The sequence below is a fragment of the Rhodococcus sp. NBC_00294 genome, from assembly GCF_036163995.1.
Classification (GTDB): Bacteria; Actinomycetota; Actinomycetes; order Mycobacteriales; family Mycobacteriaceae; genus Rhodococcoides.
This window is the reverse complement of record NZ_CP108043.1, coordinates 4,227,539-4,247,502: the sequence shown is the minus strand read 5'-3', so window position 1 is coordinate 4,247,502 and position 19,964 is coordinate 4,227,539. Positions and strand designations below refer to the sequence as shown.

Annotated in this window: 19 protein-coding genes and 1 tRNA gene; 6 read left to right on the top strand and 14 right to left on the bottom strand. The window is 69.7% G+C overall.

Features of this window, described 5'->3' with window-relative positions; all coding sequences use genetic code 11:
- Position 1: 1 nt before the first annotated feature.
- Both OHB23_RS19865 and OHB23_RS19860 read right to left on the bottom strand, forming a co-directional pair.
- On the bottom strand, positions 2-733 hold the full coding sequence (locus OHB23_RS19865) for an energy-coupling factor transporter transmembrane component T family protein (RefSeq protein ID WP_027504179.1): 732 nt from the start codon (positions 731-733) through the stop codon (positions 2-4).
- Positions 730-2,790, bottom strand: a complete 2,061-nt coding sequence (locus OHB23_RS19860; RefSeq protein ID WP_328810228.1) for an ATP-binding cassette domain-containing protein — start codon at positions 2,788-2,790, stop codon at positions 730-732. The genes OHB23_RS19865 and OHB23_RS19860 overlap by 4 nt, the downstream gene beginning before the upstream one ends.
- Positions 2,791-2,859: 69 nt before the next feature.
- Between OHB23_RS19860 and OHB23_RS19855 the strand changes: the two genes are divergently transcribed.
- Positions 2,860-4,143: an MFS transporter gene (locus OHB23_RS19855; RefSeq protein WP_222627729.1), complete on the top strand. Its 1,284-nt coding sequence runs from the start codon at positions 2,860-2,862 to the stop codon at positions 4,141-4,143.
- On the opposite strand, the gene OHB23_RS19850 is transcribed toward OHB23_RS19855, so the two are convergent.
- From OHB23_RS19850 to OHB23_RS19835, 4 genes are all read right to left on the bottom strand, one after another.
- Positions 4,123-5,460, bottom strand: coding sequence for a DEAD/DEAH box helicase (locus OHB23_RS19850; RefSeq protein WP_222627727.1), 1,338 nt, complete (start codon positions 5,458-5,460; stop codon positions 4,123-4,125). The two genes, OHB23_RS19855 and OHB23_RS19850, sit on opposite strands and share 21 nt — an antisense overlap.
- Before the next feature lie 681 nt (positions 5,461-6,141).
- On the bottom strand, positions 6,142-7,038 hold the full coding sequence (locus OHB23_RS19845; protein ID WP_328810227.1) for a DUF3089 domain-containing protein: 897 nt from the start codon (positions 7,036-7,038) through the stop codon (positions 6,142-6,144).
- 25 nt (positions 7,039-7,063) lie between these two features.
- A tRNA-Arg gene (locus OHB23_RS19840) sits at positions 7,064-7,136 on the bottom strand.
- A gap of 54 nt (positions 7,137-7,190) precedes the next feature.
- On the bottom strand, positions 7,191-8,432 hold the full coding sequence (locus OHB23_RS19835; RefSeq protein WP_307095423.1) for a PucR family transcriptional regulator: 1,242 nt from the start codon (positions 8,430-8,432) through the stop codon (positions 7,191-7,193).
- A gap of 321 nt (positions 8,433-8,753) precedes the next feature.
- On the opposite strand from OHB23_RS19835, the gene OHB23_RS19830 reads away from it, so the two are divergent.
- A complete protein-coding gene (locus OHB23_RS19830; RefSeq protein WP_027504174.1) occupies positions 8,754-9,707 on the top strand; it encodes an acyl-ACP desaturase in 954 nt (317 codons plus the stop codon).
- Between the two features lie 63 nt (positions 9,708-9,770).
- Here OHB23_RS19830 and OHB23_RS19825 read toward each other — a convergent pair whose 3' ends face one another.
- The 3 genes from OHB23_RS19825 to OHB23_RS19815 are packed head-to-tail and all read right to left on the bottom strand — an operon-like array spanning position 9,771 to position 11,411.
- Complete coding sequence (locus OHB23_RS19825; protein WP_027504173.1) at positions 9,771-10,097, bottom strand: cupin domain-containing protein; 327 nt, start codon at positions 10,095-10,097, stop codon at positions 9,771-9,773.
- A 40-nt stretch (positions 10,098-10,137) separates the two neighbouring features.
- The gene (locus OHB23_RS19820) at positions 10,138-10,617 is read right to left on the bottom strand and encodes a dihydrofolate reductase (protein WP_027504172.1); all 480 of its coding nucleotides are present in this window, start codon (positions 10,615-10,617) and stop codon (positions 10,138-10,140) included.
- The gene (locus OHB23_RS19815; protein WP_056446937.1) at positions 10,614-11,411 is read right to left on the bottom strand and encodes a thymidylate synthase; all 798 of its coding nucleotides are present in this window, start codon (positions 11,409-11,411) and stop codon (positions 10,614-10,616) included. Before OHB23_RS19815 ends, OHB23_RS19820 begins: the two co-directional genes overlap by 4 nt.
- Positions 11,412-11,434: 23 nt before the next feature.
- Between OHB23_RS19815 and cobF the strand changes: the two genes are divergently transcribed.
- On the top strand, positions 11,435-12,181 hold the full coding sequence (gene cobF / locus OHB23_RS19810; protein WP_027504170.1) for a precorrin-6A synthase (deacetylating): 747 nt from the start codon (positions 11,435-11,437) through the stop codon (positions 12,179-12,181).
- A gap of 20 nt (positions 12,182-12,201) precedes the next feature.
- The gene (locus OHB23_RS19805) at positions 12,202-13,068 is read left to right on the top strand and encodes an Fpg/Nei family DNA glycosylase (RefSeq protein WP_027504169.1); all 867 of its coding nucleotides are present in this window, start codon (positions 12,202-12,204) and stop codon (positions 13,066-13,068) included.
- 4 nt (positions 13,069-13,072) lie between these two features.
- On the opposite strand, the gene OHB23_RS19800 is transcribed toward OHB23_RS19805, so the two are convergent.
- Positions 13,073-14,641, bottom strand: coding sequence for a carboxylesterase/lipase family protein (locus OHB23_RS19800; RefSeq protein ID WP_222627719.1), 1,569 nt, complete (start codon positions 14,639-14,641; stop codon positions 13,073-13,075).
- Positions 14,642-14,681: 40 nt separating this feature from the next.
- Here OHB23_RS19800 and OHB23_RS19795 point away from each other — a divergent pair, with 40 nt between their 5' ends.
- Entirely contained in the window at positions 14,682-15,275 is a 594-nt protein-coding gene (locus OHB23_RS19795) for a molybdenum cofactor biosysynthesis protein (RefSeq protein ID WP_328810226.1), read from the top strand.
- On the opposite strand, the gene OHB23_RS19790 is transcribed toward OHB23_RS19795, so the two are convergent.
- Positions 15,272-16,711 carry a dihydrolipoyl dehydrogenase family protein gene (locus OHB23_RS19790; RefSeq protein ID WP_328810225.1) on the bottom strand — a complete coding sequence of 480 codons (1,440 nt, stop codon included), beginning with the start codon at positions 16,709-16,711 and terminating at the stop codon, positions 15,272-15,274. The two genes, OHB23_RS19795 and OHB23_RS19790, sit on opposite strands and share 4 nt — an antisense overlap.
- A gap of 47 nt (positions 16,712-16,758) precedes the next feature.
- Here OHB23_RS19790 and OHB23_RS19785 point away from each other — a divergent pair, with 47 nt between their 5' ends.
- Entirely contained in the window at positions 16,759-17,511 is a 753-nt protein-coding gene (locus OHB23_RS19785) for an SDR family oxidoreductase (RefSeq protein ID WP_307095415.1), read from the top strand.
- Here OHB23_RS19785 and OHB23_RS19780 read toward each other — a convergent pair whose 3' ends face one another.
- From OHB23_RS19780 to OHB23_RS19770, 3 genes are read right to left on the bottom strand one after another with little or no spacing between them, the layout of a single operon-like run.
- Positions 17,512-17,757 (bottom strand): DUF2630 family protein, encoded by a 246-nt coding sequence (locus tag OHB23_RS19780; RefSeq protein ID WP_027504165.1) that lies wholly within the window; start codon positions 17,755-17,757, stop codon positions 17,512-17,514.
- A gap of 41 nt (positions 17,758-17,798) precedes the next feature.
- Entirely contained in the window at positions 17,799-19,079 is a 1,281-nt protein-coding gene (locus tag OHB23_RS19775; RefSeq protein ID WP_328810224.1) for a hypothetical protein, read from the bottom strand.
- The gene (locus OHB23_RS19770) at positions 19,076-19,837 is read right to left on the bottom strand and encodes a crotonase/enoyl-CoA hydratase family protein (protein ID WP_056447520.1); all 762 of its coding nucleotides are present in this window, start codon (positions 19,835-19,837) and stop codon (positions 19,076-19,078) included. Before OHB23_RS19770 ends, OHB23_RS19775 begins: the two co-directional genes overlap by 4 nt.
- Between the last annotated feature and the right edge of the window lie 127 nt (positions 19,838-19,964).

Genomic DNA, 19,964 nt, shown 5'->3' with positions numbered 1-19,964 from the left:
GTCAGGACAGTACGACCCCCGTCGCGCACGCGGCGATCACCAGCACCAGGGCGACCGCGTCGGATCCGTGCGGGCGACGTCGGCCCGACGTGATGCTGCCGCTGCCGCCGCGCACCGCGATCGCCTCGCCCATGTCGGCCGACCGCCGGATGGCCACCGACATGATGGCGGCCATGATGTCGATGAGGAATGTGTCCTGCGTCTTGCCGCTGCGCGTGCTCTTGCGGGGTCGGAGCTTGCGTGCGGCCACCAGCGTGTAGACGTCGTCGACCAACATCGGCAGCGACCGCAGCAGCAGAGCCATCGAGACGGCCCACTCGTCCACGGGCGCACCGACTCTGCGCAGGGGCGACAACAGAGTGGCGATGGCCGGTGCGATGTCCGCCATCGACGTCGTCCAGGCCACGGTGAGCGTCGCCCACAGCAGCACGACGCCGAACAGGATGCCGCGGAAGTAGATCCACACGGCGTCGACGCCGACCACCGAGTTCACCGCGGCACCGAACGCGACCAGTCCCCAGAGCCACCACGGCGGAACGGGGATCGCGAACACCGGGACCCGCGCGGCGATCGCCGCGAGCAGCAGGACGACGGACACCGCGGCGAGCATCGGCCAGGTCGGGTAGACCACCAGCGACCCGCCCAGCAGCGTGACCGCCACGAGTTTCGTTCCCGCCCAGAGTCGGTGGACCGACGTCTCCCGCGGAAGTTCGCGGAGCAGCGTGCCTCTCATCGGGTCACTCCTCGTTCCATGGTGTCGTCGGTGGACCCCAGCTGCAGGGTGCCGTGGTCGAGCACGACGGTGCGCGATCGGACGGACGCCAGGGTGTCGACGTCGTGCGAGATGATGACGAGGGTGAGCCCTGTGCGGCGCAGATGGGTGAGCAGAGCGGTGATCTCCCGTCGACCCGGCGGATCGAGTCCGGCGAGCGGTTCGTCGAGCACCAGGACGTCCGGCTTGCCCACCAGCAGTCCGGCCAGCGCGACGCGCCGCATCTGCCCGCCACTCAGTTCGTCGACACGCGCGCCCGCGATGCGGCGATCGAGTCCCACCTGGTCGAGAACACGGCTGACGTCGATGGTGCCCACGTCGGTTCCTCCCGCGGCCTCGATGTCCTCGGACACGGTGCGGCGCTGCAGTTGCAATCGAGCGTGCTGGAACGAGAGCGCGACGGTGCCGACGGACGACGACGTGGCCTTGCCCGAGAGCTCGCACGTGCCCTCGGAGGGCTTCGTCAGGCCGGCCATGATCCAGGCCAGCGTGGATTTGCCGGAGCCGTTGCCGCCGATGACGAGCAACCCCTCGCCGCGATGCACCGTGAGGTCGATTCCCTCGAGCGCGCGGGTGGCCCACGGACCGCGTCGGTCGTACACGTGTCCGACGCCGCGCAGCACCAGTAACGGTGGTCCGGGCGGCGGCAGCGGATCCGTCCGCAGCGGAGTCGACGACATCCAGTTCGGGTCGTGCATCACCCGGCGGCCGCGGTGCAGCCGTACGACGTCGTCGGCCAGCGCTGCCTCGGTCGCGCGATGGGTGATGAGGACGACGGCCATGCCGTGGCGACGGGGGAGCCGGGCGAGCAGTTCGACGAGATCGCGCTGACCCACCGGGTCGATCATTGCGGTGGCCTCGTCGGCGACCAGCAGCCGTGGTTCGCGAGCCAGCGCCGCGGCGACGGCGAGGCGCTGCAGTTCGCCACCGGACAGGCTGCCGGTGTCGCGCAGCCCGTACCCGGCCAGGCCCACTTCGGCGAGCAGGGCCTCCACACGGTCCGGTGTCGGCCGCGCCGCCGCCGGCAGGCCCCACACGACGTCGTCGGCCACGCGGGTGCCGAGGATCTGGGACTCGGGGTGCTGCAGGATCATCGCGGTTCCGCCGATCAGGCCGAGCCCGGTGGAACCCGTCCGGTCGATCCGGCCGCCCGTCGGCTCGGTGCCCACCAGGATGCGAGCGAGGGTCGACTTGCCGGATCCGTTGGCGCCGACGACGGCCACGAAACGGCCGGGCACGATCTCGAGATCGAGTGGGCCCAGCGCGTCGTCGTGACCGCCCCGGTAGCGGTAGGTCACGCCCGTCAACCGCACGGGCACGGGGTGCGGTGCGGCCGCGTCGTCGGGGGTGACCACGACGTCGGGCAACTCGCCCCGCGACGCCAGCTCGCCGAGGCGGGACAGGGTGGCGCGCAGCACCCACCACGCGACGACGCCGCTGACGGCCGTCGACACAAGCGCCGAGACGAAGACGAGCACCCACCAGTACCCCAGGGCGAAGGAGGCGTAGTCGGCCACGGCGGTGGCGACGTCCTCGGCGGGTGCGATCCTGCCGACGATGTCCGCACTGCCGCGGATCGAGTTGTCGAGGACGGTGAGGAATAGCTCGCGTAGTCCGCTGAGGATCAGCAGCATCAGCACGGAGAGGGCGCCCACCACGGCGCCGGTGAGCAGCGAGAGGGTGAGCACCGACGTGAACCCACGTCCGCGTCGGACGCTCACTCCGACGATCCCGGCCAGCACTCCGGAGATCGTCATGGTCAGCGCGGTGCCGAACCCGCCCGCGACGAACGACACGAGCATGCCGGCGGTACCGGCGACGGCCAGTGCCCGCAGGCGGTGGCGGTGGGCGATGACGGCCAACGGGACGATGGCGACGATCTGCAGCGCACCCGCCACGGGAATGAGGGCGCCGATCACCGAGAACGCGACGGCGAGGGCGGTCATCACCGATCCGGTCGCGAGTTCGTCCGGGTGTAGCGTCTTCGTACCGCGACCTGTGGCCGTCCTGGATCTCACCCCTCGAGTGTGCCACCGGCGTGTCCGGTTCCCGTTCCGACGGAGACCCGCGGAACGAGAAAGTGAGCCATGACGTCCGACTCCGACGCCGCCGTGCAGATCACGCGCCCGAGACGCGTGCACCGGGCCTGGATCGTCGCCGCCGTGGCGTTCCTCGCACTCCTCGGGGCCGCGGGGTTCCGCGCCGCTCCGTCGGTGCTGATGGTGCCGATCACCGACGAGTTCGGCTGGTCGCGCGGCGTGCTGTCCGCGGCGGTGGGTGTCAACCTGCTGCTCTTCGGGCTGACCGCACCGTTCGCGGCGGCACTGATGGACCGCTTCGGCATCCGGACGGTGACGTCCGTCGCCCTCACCGTCGTGGCCCTGGGCAGCGCCCTCACCGTGTTCGTCACCGCGCCGTGGCAGATCCTGCTGACGTGGGGACTGCTCATCGGCCTGGGTACCGGATCGATGGCACTCGTCTTCGCCGCCATGGTCACCGACCGCTGGTTCGTGCGGCGGCGCGGGCTCGTGTCCGGCATCCTCACGGCCGGGTCCGCGACCGGTCAGCTCATCTTCCTGCCGGTGGTCGCCGCGCTCGCCGACAGCTCGGGATGGCGGACGGCGTCACTGGTCGTGGCGGGCGGTGCGCTGGCCGTGGTGCCGTTCGTCCTGCTGTTCCTGCGGAACTCCCCGGAGGAGGTGGGGGAGCTGCCGTACGGGGCGACCGAGCAGGCCGCCCCGGTGCTCGTCACGGGGAATCCCGCGATGCGGGCGATCCGAGCACTGCGGGACGCGTCGTCCGTGCGGACGTTCTGGGCGTTGATGGTGGGCTTCGCGATCTGCGGCGCCACCACGAACGGGCTGGTCGGGGTGCACTTCATCCCGTCCGCGCACGACCACGGCATGCCGCAGACCACGGCCGCGGGACTGCTGGCCGTGGTGGGGATCTTCGACATCGTGGGCACCATCGCGTCGGGCTGGCTCACCGACCGGGTGGATCCGAGACTGCTGCTGGGCGCGTACTACGCCTTCCGAGGCGTCGCCCTGCTGTTCCTGCCGGCGCTGCTGTCCGACGCCCTGCACCCGTCGATCGTGGTGTTCATCGTCGTGTACGGCCTCGACTGGGTCGCCACGGTGCCGCCCACCATCGCTCTGTGCCGCGAGGTGTTCGGCACGCAGGGGCCGCTGGTCTTCGGCTGGGTGTTCGCCTCGCACCAGGTGGGCGCGGGCATCGCGTCCGTGGTGGCGGGGGTCGTGCGCGATGCCACCGGTGAGTACACCGCCGCCTGGTTCGGCGCAGCTGGTCTCTGCGTCGTGGCGGCGGTGCTCAGCGTCGGGATCGCTCGGCGATCAGCCCCGGTAACCGGCTGATTCGCTGCGCGCGGTGGTGGGGCGACGACGTCGACCCGAACCCCCGTTGGAGTTGCCGGCATGACCGCCGCGGGTGGAGCGTCCGCGTCCGGGCTGCTGCTGCTTCGGAGCCGGTGCGGCCTCCTTGGGAGCGGGCTTGACGTAGGCCGCGACATCGCCGACCAGCTCCTGGACGGCCGGTGAGTCGACGGTCACGCGCTGCGGCGCCGCGTCGATCTTGGCCTTGCGCATCAGGACCGACAGGTCTCGACGCTGCTCCGGCAGGACGACGGTGACGACGTCGCCGGCGCTGCCCGCACGGGCCGTACGGCCACTGCGGTGCAGGTAGGCCTTGTGCTCGGCGGGCGGATCGACGTGGACGACCAGCTCGACGTTGTCGACGTGCACACCGCGCGCCGCGACGTCCGTGGCCACGAGCACGCGCGCATCGCCGTTGGAGAACGCAGCGAGGTTGCGGTCACGCGCAGCCTGCGACAGGTTGCCGTGCAGGTCGACGGACGGGATGCCGGCCTCGGTGAGTTGACGCGCCAGCTTGCGAGCCTGGTGCTTGGTGCGCATGAAGAGGATGCGGCGACCCTCACCGGAGGCGAGACGCTGGACCAGCGCCTTCTTGCCGTCGACACCGCCCACCTCGAAGATGTGGTGGGTCATCGCGGCGACGGGGGAGTTCTCCTCGTCGACGGAGTGCTGCACCGGGTCGGTGAGGAACTGCTTGACCAGCTTGTCGACGCCGTTGTCCAGCGTCGCCGAGAACAGCATGCGCTGTCCGTGCGAGGGTGTGGCCTTCATGATGCGCGTGACGCCGGGCAGGAAGCCCAGGTCCGCCATGTGGTCGGCTTCGTCGAGCACGGTGATCTCGATGTCGTCGAGCGTCACCAGACGCTGCTTCATCAGATCCTCGAGGCGACCGGGGCAGGCGACGACGATGTCGACGCCGCGGCTGAGCGCGGTGACCTGGCGTGCCTGCGAGACGCCACCGAAGATCGTGGTGACGCGCAGGTTCGACGCCATGGTGAGCGGCTCGAGGGCGGCAGCGATCTGGGTGGCCAGCTCACGGGTGGGGGCGAGGATCAGACCACGCGGGCGGTTGGGCTTGCGGACGCCCGAGAACGTCTCGCCGAGCCGGGACACCATGGGGATGGAGAACGCGAGAGTCTTTCCGCTGCCGGTCTTTCCGCGTCCGAGGACGTCGCGACCCTTCAGCGTGTCGGGCAGGGTGTCCGCCTGGATGGGGAACGGTGACGCGATGCCGGCAGCTGTGAGAGCGCGGACGAGACGGTCACTGACGCCGAGGTCGGCGAAGGAGGGAGAAGTCATGAAGAGTTCGAGTGCCTTTCGGGCATCTGAGCACTCCTGTGGCGGAGCGCAGAATGGCGAGACTGCCGGTGGGCAGTTCCGATCGCCGTAAGAAAAATTCGTGCTGATTCCACGACGTACGCCGCGCACAGTGGCGCAGCAGCGTGCCCAAGTGTAGCCGGTCGGTCGCTGTGACCGCCGTCTCGCAGCGGGTGGGGCCGGTGCCGTGGGCGCTCTGCCGGGTGGAGTTGTTGTGGCGGAACGGGATCGGCAGTGCGTGCACACCCTTTCCGGTGGGCGCACACACTTTCCCGCAGGCTGCAAGGGGTGTGCGCCTGATGGAACCGGTGTGCGGTTCGGAGTACGGGTCTGGTTCGCGTGTGCGCACCCGGGTGATGAGCGCGCGCGGCTGCGGTGGGTGTGCGCTTCGGTGCAAGGCCCGGTAGGGGTGTGCACACCCCCTCTGGTGAGCGCACACCCCTCCCAGCAGGCCGCAGCGGGTGTGCGCTTCACGGAATCGGTGTGCGCTTCGGCGTGCGGGTCTGGTTCGCGTGTGCGCACCCCGTGTGACCAGCGCGCACGGGGCTGCGGTGGGTGTGCGGGAGATGCTGGCCCGGTAGGGGTGTGCACCCCCCCTCTGGTGGGCGCACACCCCTATCAACAGGCCGCAGCGGGTGTGCGCCTGACGGAATCGGTGTGCGGTCAGGCAGTGAACGCCGCGCTCTGCGACCGCACCAGATCGACCAGTGTCTGTTGCGGAATCGTCAGGTCCAGCAGGTGCATCCCCCAGGTCGCGTTCGGCAGCGTGGGCAGGGCCGAGGCTCCGGGGCCGTCGATCATGAGCACGTTGTCACCGTCGCACTGCGCCGTGAGGTTCGGCAACGGCCCCAGCACCGGCGTCCTGGCATTCGCCCCGAGCGACGCCGGGTTGGTGCAGAGGATGCCGTCGCCGCCGTAGCGGGAGTCGGGCGGGGGAGTGCGCGAGAACGTTGAATACGCGACGACGCAACCGGTCTCGCTCGCATCCGTGCACGGGGCGACGGTGGTGAAGTCCGACGTCCGCACCGAGATGCCGGGAATGATCGCGGACACCAGCACTTCTCGGGCTGCGGGATCCGGCTCGATGCGGTTCTGCAGGAGTGTGCGCAGCATGCGTGACCCCTGCGAGTGGCCGAGCAGCACGACACCACGGTTCGAGTCCCGTTGCGCGAGGAAATCGGTCCAGGCTCGATCGATGTCCACGTAGGCCTCGGCGAGTGCCGCGTCGCGTGCGGGACCGTCGGCCGTGGCGAGGCTCAGCAGCGTGGCCTGCCGGTACACCGGAGCCCAGACGTTGCACACGGAGTCGAACGGGCGGGCCTGCGCCGCCGCGGCGAAGGCGAGTTCGGGGGACGCGTCGAGGTTCGCCGACTGCGCCGGTTGCAGAGAGGCGGTGGGGTAGACGTAGAAGCAGTCGACAGGGGCGTCGGTGCCACCACCACACGGATCCGCGGTGCCGGGCCGGCAGAGCCAGGTTGTCGACGGTGCTGCCGACGCGGCCGGCACCGACAGGACGAGTGAGCCGAGCAGGGCTGCCACCAGGAGGAGCGCGCGCGTCATGGCTGGACTGTAGCGGGGCTTTCGGTGCCCTCGGCAGGATTCGAACCTGCGACCTACCCTTTAGGAGAGGGTTGCTCTATCCCCTGAGCTACGAGGGCCGACCCGGCGAGAGCCGGGCTGACGCTCAGCACTGTACCGGGTCGACATGTCTGTCAGGCGCTGGGCGAGATGGCCTCCAGCTTGCGTGCCACCAGTGCGGCCTGCAGGTGCCGCATTCCGGACGGGCGCGTGGGATCGAACCCCGTGAGGTGCGCGATCCGCTTGAGGCGATAGTCGACCGTGTTGGTGTGCAGGTGCAGCTGACGCGCCGAGCGCTGACGGTTGAGGTCGTGGTTGATGTGGATCTCGAGGGTCTCGAGCAGCTCGGGCGAGTTGTCCAATGGGACGAGAACGCGTGACAGGTACGCCCGGCCGGGGCCGGGGCGGGTGAGCTGGTACTCGAGAACCAGGTCGGTCATGCGGTAGACACCGGCGGGTCGACGAAGCTGCTGGGCGAGGTCGAGAAGCTCGTGCACCTGATCCGAGGCGGCCGGCACGTCGTTGACGGAACTGGTGGCGACGGTGGCGGTGACCGCGGTCTCGGCGGCGACGGACATGCGCTCCACGAGAGTGGCGACCCATTCGTCGTCGCGCTCGCCGGGAACGAGAATGGTGCCGCCCTCGGCGGACAGCATCGACAGGGGGGAGCGGTCGCATACGAGGGCCAGCTCGGCCTGCACGCGGCGCAGCTTGCGACGGGCGGTGACCGCGCGCGGCAGGGCGGGGTTGGACTCGTCGGGATGCGCGGCGATGGAGACGGCCAGCACGGTGAACGAGTCGGCGAGCTCGATGCCCGACTGGCGGGCCACCGAACGAGCGTTGTGGCCACTGAGCAGTGCGGTGACGACGGTGTGCGCGGCGGTGTGGTGCTCGCTCGCGACGGCCTGCAGTTCGTCGACGTAGCTGGCCGACGCGGCCGTCGAGATGCGCTCCGACAGGGCGACGAACGCCTTGGCGACAGCCTTGAGATTGCCCGTCGCGCGCTCGGACACCAGGTCCCAGCCCATCTGGATGCCCTCGTGGTAGACGCCGAGGACGGCGCGGAGCGGAACACCCTCGCGGGCCCACTGCGCCGCGCGGCCACCGAGCTCGGCGATGTCCTCGTCCGAGGTGGTGGGTGCGTCGCCGACGCCGACGGCCATGGACAGGCAGGACACCGTCAGTTCCGTGACGTCGGCCCGGAGGGTCGCGCCGAGTGTCGACGTGCGGGTGGCCGCAGCCGGCTGACCCACCGTCCGACGAGCGACGTTCTCGAGGTCGCGTGGCGGCACGCCGGTGCGGCCTGCCACCATGAGTCCGGTGGTGCTCTTCTCCACCGCAGCCGCCTGGGACGACTGCGTGTTCTCGACACTCACGTAACTAGTTCCTTCCGGTCGGCGAGCCGTACGTCCACTCCGTGTCACGTGGCGGTTTCCCTCCACGTCGACGGTCGACTGGCTCGTCACTCGCACAAAAACGGGGCGCAAGTTCAGATTGTAGGGCAATAAAAGTTCATATGTGTAGTTTCGTCCCGCGTTTTCTCGCGGCGCTGTGACCCGAGCCAGGCGGAATCGGACCGTCCTGCGACTCGTCCCAACATCGACGCAAGGCGGCGGTGGCCCGATCGGACCCGTCCTAGCGTCACCTCTCGTCGGCCGGCCAGGTCGACGGAACACGACGCGTCACGGGGGAACCTCATGCCACAGGTGCTGTCACAGATCGAGCTGCTGCGCGAACTGCAGCCGGTAGCGGAAACCAATCTCGAACGCCATCTGACGCTGGCCAAGCCGTGGAACCCCCACGACTACATCCCGTGGAGCGACGGCAAGAACTTCGCGATGCTGGGCGGCCAGGACTGGTCGCCGGAGCAGTCGTCGCTGTCGAAGGTCGCCAAGGCGGCCATGGTCACCAACCTGCTGACCGAGGACAATCTGCCCTCCTACCACCGCGGGCTCGCCGAGAACTTCTCGATGGACGGGGCCTGGGGAACCTGGGTCGGTCGCTGGACCGCGGAGGAGAACCGCCACGGCATCGCGATGCGCGACTATCTCGTCGTCACCCGGAGCGTCGATCCCGTCGCGCTCGAGCAGGCGCGGATGGAGCACATGACGGTCGGTATCGACTCGCCGATGGAGGGCGCCAACCTGCTGCACGGCGTCGCCTACGTGACGTTCCAGGAGCTGGCCACCCGGGTGTCGCACCGCAACACCGGCAAGGCCTGCAACGATCCGATCGCCGACGCACTGCTCGCCCGCATCGCGGCCGACGAGAACCTGCACATGATCTTCTACCGCAACATGTGCTCGGCGGCCATCGAGCTCGCGCCGGATCAGACGATGAAGGCGATCGCCGACGTCGTCATGAACTTCCAGATGCCGGGGCTCAACCAGCCGGACTTCCGTCGCAACGCCGTCCTCATCGCGAAGTACGGCATCTACGACCTGCGCCAGCACCTCGACGAGGTCATCATGCCGGTGCTGCGCAAGTGGGACATCTTCGAGCGCACCGACTTCGGACCCGAGGGCGAGAAGCTGCGCGAGATGGTGGCCGACTACCTGGCCGACCTCGAGAAGCAGGCGGTGCGCTTCGAGGAGTCACGCGACCGAGCACTCGCCCGCGACCGCGAACGCGGCGAAGCCATCGCCGTCTGACAGATCTGACGACCGTCTTCGATCGACCGGCCTCCGGCCTGCCCGTCCTCCGGCCTGCCCGTCCTACATCGCGACGGTCAGCAGGAACGCGACGTCCTCGACGGCCTCCACACTGTGGCGGGCGTCGGGGACGACGAGGAGATCGCCCGCGGAACCTTTCCAGGATCGCTCACCGCTCACCAGTTGCAACTGGCCGCTGAGGACCAGGACCGTGGACTCCCCGTTCAGATCGTGCTCGGCCAGCGAGTTGCCCGCGGCCAGGCCGACGACGGTCTGCCGCAGGCTGCGCTGATGTCCGCCGTAGACGGTGTGCGAACTCCGCCCGCTGGACGCGGTCTTCGCCAGCTTCAGCTGTTGCCGAGCGAGCGCGGTCAGCGATTTCTTGTCCATGCGTCGTATTGTCCCGCTCAGCAGGCCCCGGCGCGGCGAATCAGCGCGTGTAGCGCACGAATCGATAGCGAACATCGGATGCGCTGCTCGTCTGCCAGGCGCCCTCGGTCCGGGTGAACGATGCCGGTACCTCGGGAGCGACCGTGTCGCCGCCGGGGACGTCCAGATCGATCTCGGTCATCTCGACGACATCGGCGTGCGGCAGGGCGAGCCGGTAGATGTCCGCGCCGCCGATGATCCACGTGTCGTGGCCGCCGAGCAGCGCCTCGTCCATCGTGGCGGCACGTGCGGCACCCTCCGCGGACCAGGACGCGTCACGGCTGAGCACGATGTTCGTCCGGCCTGGCAGAGGGCGGAACCGTGCGGGCAACGAGTCCCAGGTACGCCGTCCCATGACGACGCGGCTGGATCCCGTGACCTCACGGAAGTGCGCCATGTCCTCGGGCACCCGCCACGGAATCGTGCCGTCCTTGCCGATGACGCCGCCGTGCGCCTGCGCCCACACCAACCCGATCGTCATACCGCGACGGGTGCCTTGATCGCGGGATGGTGCTGGTAGTCGACGATCTCGATGTCGTCGAAGGTGTAGTCGAAGATCGAGTCACGTGGAGCGAGTCGGAGCGTGGGGGCGGGGAACGCGTCTCGCGTCAACTGCTCGCGTACCTGGTCGACGTGATTGTCGTAGATGTGGCAGTCGCCGCCGGTCCACACGAAGTCGCCCACCTCGAGGCCGGTCTGCGCGGCGACCATGTGCGTGAGCAGGGCGTAGCTCGCGATGTTGAACGGCACGCCGAGAAACATGTCGGCGCTGCGCTGGTACAGCTGGCACGACAGCTTTCCGTCGGCGACGTAGAACTGGAAGAAGGCGTGGCACGGAGCCAGCGCCATGTCGGGGATCTCCGCGACGTTCCAGGCCGAGACGATCATGCGTCGGGAATCGGGGTCGCGGCGGATGGTGTCGATCACCTGCGAGATCTGATCGATGTGGTCGCCCGACGGTGTGGGCCACGAGCGCCACTGCACTCCGTAGACCGGCCCCAGGTCGCCCTTCTCGTCGGCCCACTCGTCCCAGATGGTGACGCCGTTCTCGCGCAGGTAGGCGACGTTGGACTCGCCTCGCAGGAACCACAGCAGCTCGTGCACGATCGACTTGAGATGCACGCGCTTGGTGGTCACCAGCGGGAATCCCTCGGACAGATCGAACCGCATCTGGTGGCCGAACAGGCTGGTGGTGCCGGTCCCGGTGCGGTCGGACTTGGGCGTGCCCTCCGCGAGCACGCGGCGGAGCAGATCCTCGTAGGGCGTCGCGACCATGGCTACACCTTAGGCTCAGGCAGATGAGGACCATGCACGTGATCGGTATCGGCGCGGGGGATCCCGACCAGGTGACCGTCGCGGCGATCAAGGCGATGAACACCGTCGACGTCTTCTTCGTCATCGACAAGGGCGCGCAGAAGCAGGAGTTGGTCGACGTCCGCACCCGCATCCTGCGCGAGCACGTGCCGACCGACCATCGCGTGGTCGAGTTCACCGATCCGCCGCGCGACCGCGCGCCGTCGGACTACGACGACGCCGTCGACACCTGGCACGACCTCCGCGCCCGGATGCTCGCCGACCTCGTGGACGCGGAGCCGTCCGAGTCGGTCGGCGCGATGCTGGTGTGGGGCGACCCGTCGCTCTACGACAGCACGTTGCGCGTGGTGGAGCGGGTGCGCGCGGTGCTCGACAGCCCGTTCGAGGTCTCGGTGATCCCGGGTGTCACCAGTCCGTCGGCGCTCGCGGCCGCGCACCGCATCGTGATGAACCGAGTGGGGGAGCCGGTCCTCACCACCACCGGTCGCCGGCTTCGTGACGAGGGCCTGCCCGACGGCGTCACGGCGGCCGTGGTGATGCTCGACTCGGACTGCAGCTTCCGGTCGCTGCCCGGGTGGAACGTGTGGTGGGGTGCGAACCTGGGCACGCCCGGCGAGGTGACCCTGGCGGGCCCCGTCGACGACATCGGGGACGAGATCGTCGCGCGCCGGGCGGCTCTGCGGGCCGAGGCCGGCTGGGTGATGGACACCTATCTCGTCCATCGACCGTGACTTCCGATTAGGGTCGAGGTGTGCCGGAATTACCCGAGGTCGAGGCTCTCGCGGGCTTCCTCCGTGAGCATGCGCTGGGAGCGGTGATCGGGCGCATCGACGTGGCCGCGTTGAGCGTTCTCAAGACCTTCGACCCGCCGGTCACCGATCTGCAGGGCAAGGACGTCACGGGCGCGGCCCGGTGGGGCAAGCACCTCGGCATCGAGGCCGGCGGGCTCTGGCTCGTCACGCATCTGTCGCGCGGCGGCTGGCTGCGGTGGACGGACAATCCGTCGTCGGCGCCGCCCAAGCCGGGCAAGGGGCCGCTCGCACTCCGTGTCCATCTCTTCACGCCGGAGGGGCTCACGCCCGCGTTCGACCTCACCGAGGCGGGGACGCGCAAGCGGCTCGCCGTGTGGGTCGTGCGCGATCCGCAGGAGGTGCCCGGCATCGCCCGCCTGGGCCCGGACGCCCTCGCGGTGACGGAGCCGGAGTTCGCGGAACTACTCGCCCGCAAGAGTTCTCGGCTCAAGACCGCATTGGTGGATCAGCAACTGCTCGCCGGGATCGGCAATGCCTACAGCGACGAGATCCTGCACACCGCGAAGCTCTCGCCGTTCGCCACCACCGCCTCGCTCACCCCCGAGTCGGTGACCCTGCTGTGGACCACGATGCGCTCGGTCCTGCTCGACGCCGTCGCGCGGTCCGAGGGTCAGGACGCGGCACGGCTCAAGGGCGAGAAGCGGTCCGGTATGCGGGTGCACGCGCGGACGGGCATGCCCTGCCCGGTCTGCGGTGACACCGTGCGCGAGGTCTCCTACGTCGACCGGTCGTTCCAGTACTGCCCCACGTGCCAGACCGGCGGCCGGATTCTCGCCGACCGCCGTCTGTCCCGTCTCGTGAAGTAGCCGATCAGCGGAAGTCCTGCGACGACTCGTTCTCCGTACCGGCCGAGGATCCGGTCGGTGTGTCGTAGCCGCTGAAGCCCTCCCACGCAGCGCGGCGGGATCCGAGCGGATCGTTCTCCATCCGCGTCGCGCTGTCGAAGATCCGAGTGGCGCGCCCGGGCACCTCGTACTGAGTCCAGTCCGCCTCGGGCGCACCGGTTCTCGCGAAGGCGAGCCACTGCTTCTGCACCTCGTCGGTGACAGCCACCGAGCTGCCCCAGTCGCCCAGGATCGCGAAGAACTTCCCGACGCGGGCGCGGTAGACGCCGAACACGGCGAACAGTTCGGAACCGTGCGTCGAGTACAGCTTCAGCAGGTCGAACAACCGCGGTGAGTAGTCGTAGCGGTACACATAGGTGGGCGCGTGCTCGGTGTGCGCGTCCGCGATCTCCAGCGACGGTCGCCAGAAGGTGATGTCGCCGCCGAAGTCGATGGCGGACAGGCCCTTCGGGTATCCGGGGTACTCGGCGAGAATGCGATCCCTGGCCGACGGGTCGGTGTTCGCGAACAGGCGGTCGATGCGCTCGGCATTCGTGGGAAGGGCGTCGAGCCACTTGGGGAACAGGGTGCCCTCGTGCTCGTTGCTGCCGATGATCATCGGGACGGGATGCGCGCGGCCCGATCGGTACGCCTCGAGCGGCGCCTCCGGCACGTAGTCCCCGTCGACGCTGGGGCCGAACGGAATGAGCCCCGGAGTCTCCTTCAGGCTCTTCGAACCCAGCCGGTGAGCCGCCTTCAGCAGGTCGGCCACGTCGGCTCCCGCGAGCGTGTCGGCGGCGGTGTCCGGAGTGGCACCGAGCAACTCGACGAAGTCGCGTCCCCACTTCTCGCTACGGTCGGACGTGGCGACCATGCCCGGCGCCGAGCTCTGCGAGATGGCCTTGTGGAAGAGGCCCTTCGTGGCGGGCACGGTCGTCAACGTGGTGACCGCGTTGCCGCCGGCCGATTCGCCGAAGATGGTGACGTTGTCCGGATCGCCGCCGAATGCGGCGATGTTGCGCTGGACCCACTGCAGCGCGGCGACCTGGTCCCGCAGCCCGAGATTGCTGTCGAAGGTCCGGTCGGGCGTCGAGAACTGTCGGAAGTCGAGGTACCCGAGGGCGCCGAGCCGGTAGTTGAGCGAGACGTAGACGATGTCGCCGCGGCGGACCAGCGACGTGCCCGAGTACATGGAGGTGGCCGACGTTCCCAGCGTGTAGGCGCCGCCGTGGATGAACACCATGACGGGGCGGGGGCCGGCGGGCGTGGTGGCCGGCGCGCTGACGTTCAGCGTCAGGCAGTCCTCGCTGGTGCCCTGTCCCTTGATGGGACCGATGGGGGAGCGGCCCGAGTCCTGGACCGCCGCGTCACCCCAGCGGGTGGCGTCCCGGACGCCCTCCCATGCCGTCGGCGGCTGCGGTGCGCGCAACCGCAGCGGTCCGACCGGCGGCTGCGCGTACGGGATGCCCCGCCACTGCGCGATACCGCGCGCGACGAATCCGCGGACCCGCCCCTCGCTCGTGGTGATCTCTGTCGAAAAGTCTCCCTGCCCCATCCGGCGACTATACGGAGAGCCGAGTGAGCACACTCGGGGTATGACGTTCACCTGTCCCATCGAGATCGTGCAGCTTCTCGTGTCTCCGTCACATGCCTACTTCGGTCGCAGCAAGGACGGGCCCGCCGCCGACGTACGCACGCAGCTGCCGTCGTCCGTCGAGGTGGTGACCGGGAAGGGCATCCGGGGCGACCGGTTCTTCGGCGTCCAGGCGCACACCGAGGCGGCGATCACGTTCCTGGCCGTCGAGGCGTGGGAGACGGCGGTCGCCGAGGCGAACGCCCTGCACCCGGACGACGAGCCGTGGGACGGGGACGTGAGCGTGGCCCGCCGCAACATCGTCGTGCGTGGTCTCGAACTCGACCCGCTCCGGGGCGAGGACTTCGTCATCGACACCGGTGACGGCCCGGTGCTCCTGCGTGGGGGGCGTCCCGCGCACCCGTGCGCGTGGATGGACAGCATGGTGGTGGACGGCACCCGCAAGGCGTTGATCGGACGCGGTGGTCTGCGCACCGCGCCGATCAGCTCGGGCACGCTGCGAGTCGGACCCGGTGTCGTGATCTCCCCGGTCCCACTCGACCCCGCGCGAGCAGCACTGTCCGTACGGCGCGCCCAGCCGCTGCCGCGCGGCTAGCTTCCGCTGCGAGCGGCCTCGAGCAGGCGCAACCACACCTCGCTCATCGTCGGGTAGGACGGGACCGCGTGCCACAGGGTCTCCAGCGGGACGCGGCCGACCACTGCGATGGTGGCCGCGTGCAGGAGTTCCGCGACGCCCTGGCCGACCAGCGTGAATCCGACGATCACGTCGCTCGACGTGTCGATCACCATCGACGCGTGTCCGGCGAAGTCGTCCTGGCGCAGGGAGCTTCCCGCGACGGCGATGTCCATCTCGACCACCCGCACCGGCAGACCGGCGGCCCGCGCCTTCTTCTCGGTGAGGCCCACCGACGCCACCTCGGGGGTGGTGAAGACGACCTGGGGCACCTGGCCGTGGTCGGCACTCGCCCGGAACCTGCTGCCGTCGATCGATCGACCCTCGGCGCGCGCGGCGATGACGTCGCCGCACACGCGTCCCTGGTACTTGCCCATGTGGGTGAGCAGGGCGCGACCGTTGACGTCGCCCACCGCGTAGAGCCACTCGTCCTTCGCCGTCAGATGGTCGTCGACGGCGATCGGGTCCCCGGTGGGGAGGCCCACCGCGTCGAGCCCCAGGTCCTTGGTGGCCGGCCGTCGGCCGGCGGCGACCAGGATCTCGTCGACCTCGAGTGTGTCGTCGCCGATCGTCACCGAGGCGGGCCCACCGTGGAGGTGGCCGTACCCGGTGTCCTGCGCGTCGGGCCGCGACACCGTGGCGACCTGCGACTCGAACAGGATGCGCGCACCCGCGGCGGTCAGAGCGTCGGCCACCGCCGCCCCGGCGAACGGCTCCGATCCGGCCAGCAGCGAGGTTCCGCGCACGATCATCGTGACCTCGGCGCCGAGGGCCAGCAACCATGTCGCCGACTCGCAGGCGACCACGCCCCCGCCGATCACGATGATCCGCTCCGGCACCTCGTGCAGGTTGGTCGAATCGCGGGACGTCCACGGAAGTGCTTCGCGCAGTCCGGGAATCGGCGGCACCGTGGCCGTGGTGCCGGTCGCGAGGACCACCGCGTGCCGAGCGCGCAGGACCCGATCGCCCACTGTCACCTCGCGCTCGCCGGACACCCGGCCGTGACCGCGCACGACGTGGATGTTCGCGCCCTCGGCCCACGACACCTGGGAGGAGTCGTCGAGCCCGTGGGTGAAGCTCTCGCGGCGGGCGAACACCGCGTCGACGTCGAGTCGCGCGTCGCCGACGATCTCGCGGACCCCGGGCATCGCTCGGGCCTGGTTCAGCACGGAGGCGGGCAGGAGCAACGCCTTGCTGGGCATGCAGGCCCAGTACGAGCACTCACCGCCCACCAGTTCGTGCTCGACGATGGCGGCAGTGCGATCACTGCCCGCGATCGCGTACTGCGCCGCGTTCTCGCCGACGGGCCCTCCGCCGATCACGATGACGTCGTACTCGTCGGTGCTGCTGTCGCTCACTGATCCTCCAGAGTTCTGAGTGGGTCGTGGTGGCTAGTGTGTGCCCGATGGGGAGACAGAAGATCGTGATCACCGGGGCCAGTTCGGGTCTGGGCGAGGAGATGGCGCGGCGGTTCGCGGCGATGGGCCGCGACGTGGGGCTGTGTGCCCGGCGGGTGGACCGGCTCGAGGCTCTGCGCGCCGAGCTCACCGCCCGGCATCCGGACATCACCGTGGCGGTCGCCGCGATGGACGTGACGGATCACGAGTCGGTGGTGTCGGGGATCGACGCGTTGCGGGAGACACTCGGCGGGCTCGACCGCGTGATCGTGAACGCCGGTCTCGGAAAGGGCGCGAGGCTCGGCACCGGGCGCGCGGACGCCAACCTCGAGACCGCACGCACCAACTTCGTCGGAGTGGTGTCCCAGGTCGAGGCAGCGCTGGCGGTGTTCCGTGAGCAGAATGCCGGTCACCTCGTCCTCGTGTCGTCGGTGAGTGCCGATCGCGGACTACCCGGATCCAAGGCTGTGTACTCCGCGTCGAAGGCGGGAGTCTCGGCACTCGGCGAGGCGCTGGTCGCCGAACTCCGCCGCACACCCATCGCGGTCACCACGGTGCTGCCCGGATATGTCGCCACCGACATGTCCTCCCGCGCCGGAGACGCCGGTCGACTGATGTCCTCACTCGACGACGGCGTCTCCGCGATGGTCGCGGCCATCGAGAAGGAGGTCGCGCGCTCCGCGCTGCCGGGCCTCACCTGGAAGGCGATCGACGTCGTGTTGCGCGTGCTCCCTCGTCGACTCACGGACGGGCTCGTCTAGCTACTGCAGGTAGTTCTCGACCTGTGAGACGGACTGCGCCTCGGCGTCGTCGGGGGAGAGTCCGGCGTCCTTCTTGGCGCGCCGCTGACGCAGCAGGTCCCAGCACTGGTCGAGTGCCTTCTCGAGCTGGTCGAGCTGCGCCCGCTCCTCGCTCGGATCGAGCTCGCCTGCTTCGGTGCGCGAACGCAACTCGTGCTCGGTGTCGACCAGGTCCTTGATCTTCGCGTAGATGTCGGTCTCACTCATGAACGCACTCACCTCTCTGAAGTCGGTGATGTTCACCGTACTCACCAGAAGTCGGGTGTGAGGTGGTGATGCCCGAGTGCCGTCGCGATCGCGTCGCGAACCTGCTCCACCGAGTGCGTCAACGCAGGATCGGTGACCACCACCGACAGCGTGTAGGCGTGATCGTGGCGGCAGAGATAGGCCGACAGGATGGTCGGCGACGCGGCGGACTGCTCGTGTCGGAGTCCCGGGTGGATCGCCCGCGCGGCGACGCGCACCGCGGGGCGGCCGCCGATGGTGCGCACCGCCTCGGGAAGCGGGCCAATGTTGGAGCACAGAGCATCTCGCCGGCCCGTCGACGGCGCGAGGAGCGCGGCGGCGCGTTCGGGGACCACGTGCAGCAACTCGTCGGGGAAGCCCGCGGGACCGGTCAGCGGGCTTCGGTACGCCGTCTTCGCGCGTCGACGGATGTCGGCCAGTGAGTCGGATTCCGTGATGCGGACCGCCGTCACCGAGATCGCGTTGGCGCCGCCGGCCTCGACCTTCATCGGGACGCCGAGCAGGACGGACCCGTCGGTGTCGCCGGACGTGCCCGAACATCTCAGCGTCGCGACGACGGCCGCGACGACGGACAGGAACACCACGTTCGGAGTGCCCGCTCCGTCGGCGGCGACCCGATCCCACTGCGTCGCTTCGACATCGGTGCTCACGGACAGCGCTTCCCACGCGTCGGGACGGGCCGGCGCAGGAGTTCCGGTCCTCGACGCCTGCAGGTACTGCATCAGTTCGGCGCGCCGGGCGCGACTGACGGCGAGCGCGGAGACGGCCACGGCGGTGCGGCCGACGACGGTCGACAGTGTGGCCAGTGCATCGGCGGTGTCGGTGGTGCCGTCGTCCGGGGCGATCGGGTCCGGGACGCCGGACAGCGCCGCCGCTGCTGCGTCGATGAGTCCGCGTGCGTCGGCGATGACGTGGGAGCACACCAACGAGACGGCGGTTCCGTTCCCGCAGGGCGCCGCGGTCAGACGCCAGCCCGGTCCGTACTCGGGGTCGAGCGAGACGTCGGCGCCCGACTCGGCCCAGCGGACCGGGTCGTCGGTCGGCTCCGTCCACCGGACGCCGGGGCGCCCCGATGCCCGGACCCAGCGCCGACGCGCGCCGGGCAGACGCGAGCTGACGATCCGCACACCCAGACGACCCTCGGCGAGCCGGGCGTCGATCAGGTCGAGAGCGCCGGGGGTGATGGGCTCCTCGGTGACCCAGAGGCCCTGCATCGCAACGGGTATGCCGAAGCCTCGATGTGTGCGGAGGAAGATCTCGTCGACGACGGAGAGGCGAGTCACTCGAGCGGTGCTCCGTGTCGCCCGGCGCCGGACGCAAACTTCTGTGCGCCGTCGAACGCGTCGACGAGCGAGGTGGCACCGTGCCGGAACTCGTTCGCCATCGCCGCGCGGTGGTCCAGGCCCTCCTGCTCGAGCGACGACAGTCGGTCGCCGCGCAGGCACGCCTGCGGGAACTCGGCCAGGGACGCGGCGAGTTCCTCCGCGGCAGCGCGGCAGGTGCCCGTGGGGACGACCCGGTTGGCGAGTCCGAACGTCAGCGCTTCCTGCGCGTCGACGGCACGCCCGGTGAGGATCATGTCCATCGCCCGCGACGTACCGATCGCCCGCGGCAATCGCACCGTTCCGCCGTCGATCAGCGGCACACCCCAGCGCCGACAGAACACACCGAACACGGCGTCCTCGTCGGCGACGCGCAGGTCGCACCACAGCGCGAGTTCGAGACCGCCGGCGACCGCATGGCCGGACACCGCGGCGATGACAGGCTTGGACAGTTCCATGCGTGTGGGCCCCATCGGCCCGTCACCGTGCTCGGTCGCCACGTTCGAGCGCTCGGTGCCCAGTGCCTTGAGGTCGGCACCGGCGCAGAAGGTTCCGCCGTCTCCCCACAGCACCGCGACCGATGCCGTCGGATCCGCGTCGAACTCCTCGAAGGCCTCCACCAGAGCGGCCGCCGTCGGACCGTCCACGGCATTGCGTGCCTCGGGTCGGTGAAGGATCACCGTGACCACCGGACCTCGGCGTTCGATCCGCACGTTCATGGTTCGACCGTACCGCTGCCACGCCCGGTTGTGGTTGTTCACGAGGCCGCCGAAGAAAGTTCGCCCGATGTGTAACGCCCGGACGGGTGGCGGCGACATGGTGTGTGAGACCGTGCCGGTCCGTCAG

Excerpts from the sequence above, each read along its gene's own strand:
- OHB23_RS19865 (WP_027504179.1), bottom strand. The coding sequence starts at position 733 with ATGAGAGGCACGCTGCTCCGCGAACTTCCGCGGGAGACGTCGGTCCAC.
- OHB23_RS19855 (WP_222627729.1), top strand. The coding sequence starts at position 2,860 with ATGACGTCCGACTCCGACGCCGCCGTGCAGATCACGCGCCCGAGACGC.
- OHB23_RS19850 (WP_222627727.1), bottom strand. The coding sequence starts at position 5,460 with ATGACTTCTCCCTCCTTCGCCGACCTCGGCGTCAGTGACCGTCTCGTC.
- OHB23_RS19845 (WP_328810227.1), bottom strand. The coding sequence starts at position 7,038 with ATGACGCGCGCGCTCCTCCTGGTGGCAGCCCTGCTCGGCTCACTCGTC.
- OHB23_RS19830 (WP_027504174.1), top strand. The coding sequence starts at position 8,754 with ATGCCACAGGTGCTGTCACAGATCGAGCTGCTGCGCGAACTGCAGCCG.
- OHB23_RS19825 (WP_027504173.1), bottom strand. The coding sequence starts at position 10,097 with ATGGACAAGAAATCGCTGACCGCGCTCGCTCGGCAACAGCTGAAGCTG.
- OHB23_RS19820 (WP_027504172.1), bottom strand. The coding sequence starts at position 10,617 with ATGACGATCGGGTTGGTGTGGGCGCAGGCGCACGGCGGCGTCATCGGC.
- OHB23_RS19815 (WP_056446937.1), bottom strand. The coding sequence starts at position 11,411 with ATGGTCGCGACGCCCTACGAGGATCTGCTCCGCCGCGTGCTCGCGGAG.
- cobF (WP_027504170.1), top strand. The coding sequence starts at position 11,435 with ATGAGGACCATGCACGTGATCGGTATCGGCGCGGGGGATCCCGACCAG.
- OHB23_RS19800 (WP_222627719.1), bottom strand. The coding sequence starts at position 14,641 with ATGGGGCAGGGAGACTTTTCGACAGAGATCACCACGAGCGAGGGGCGG.
- OHB23_RS19795 (WP_328810226.1), top strand. The coding sequence starts at position 14,682 with ATGACGTTCACCTGTCCCATCGAGATCGTGCAGCTTCTCGTGTCTCCG.
- OHB23_RS19785 (WP_307095415.1), top strand. The coding sequence starts at position 16,759 with ATGGGGAGACAGAAGATCGTGATCACCGGGGCCAGTTCGGGTCTGGGC.
- OHB23_RS19780 (WP_027504165.1), bottom strand. The coding sequence starts at position 17,757 with ATGAGTGAGACCGACATCTACGCGAAGATCAAGGACCTGGTCGACACC.
- OHB23_RS19770 (WP_056447520.1), bottom strand. The coding sequence starts at position 19,837 with ATGAACGTGCGGATCGAACGCCGAGGTCCGGTGGTCACGGTGATCCTT.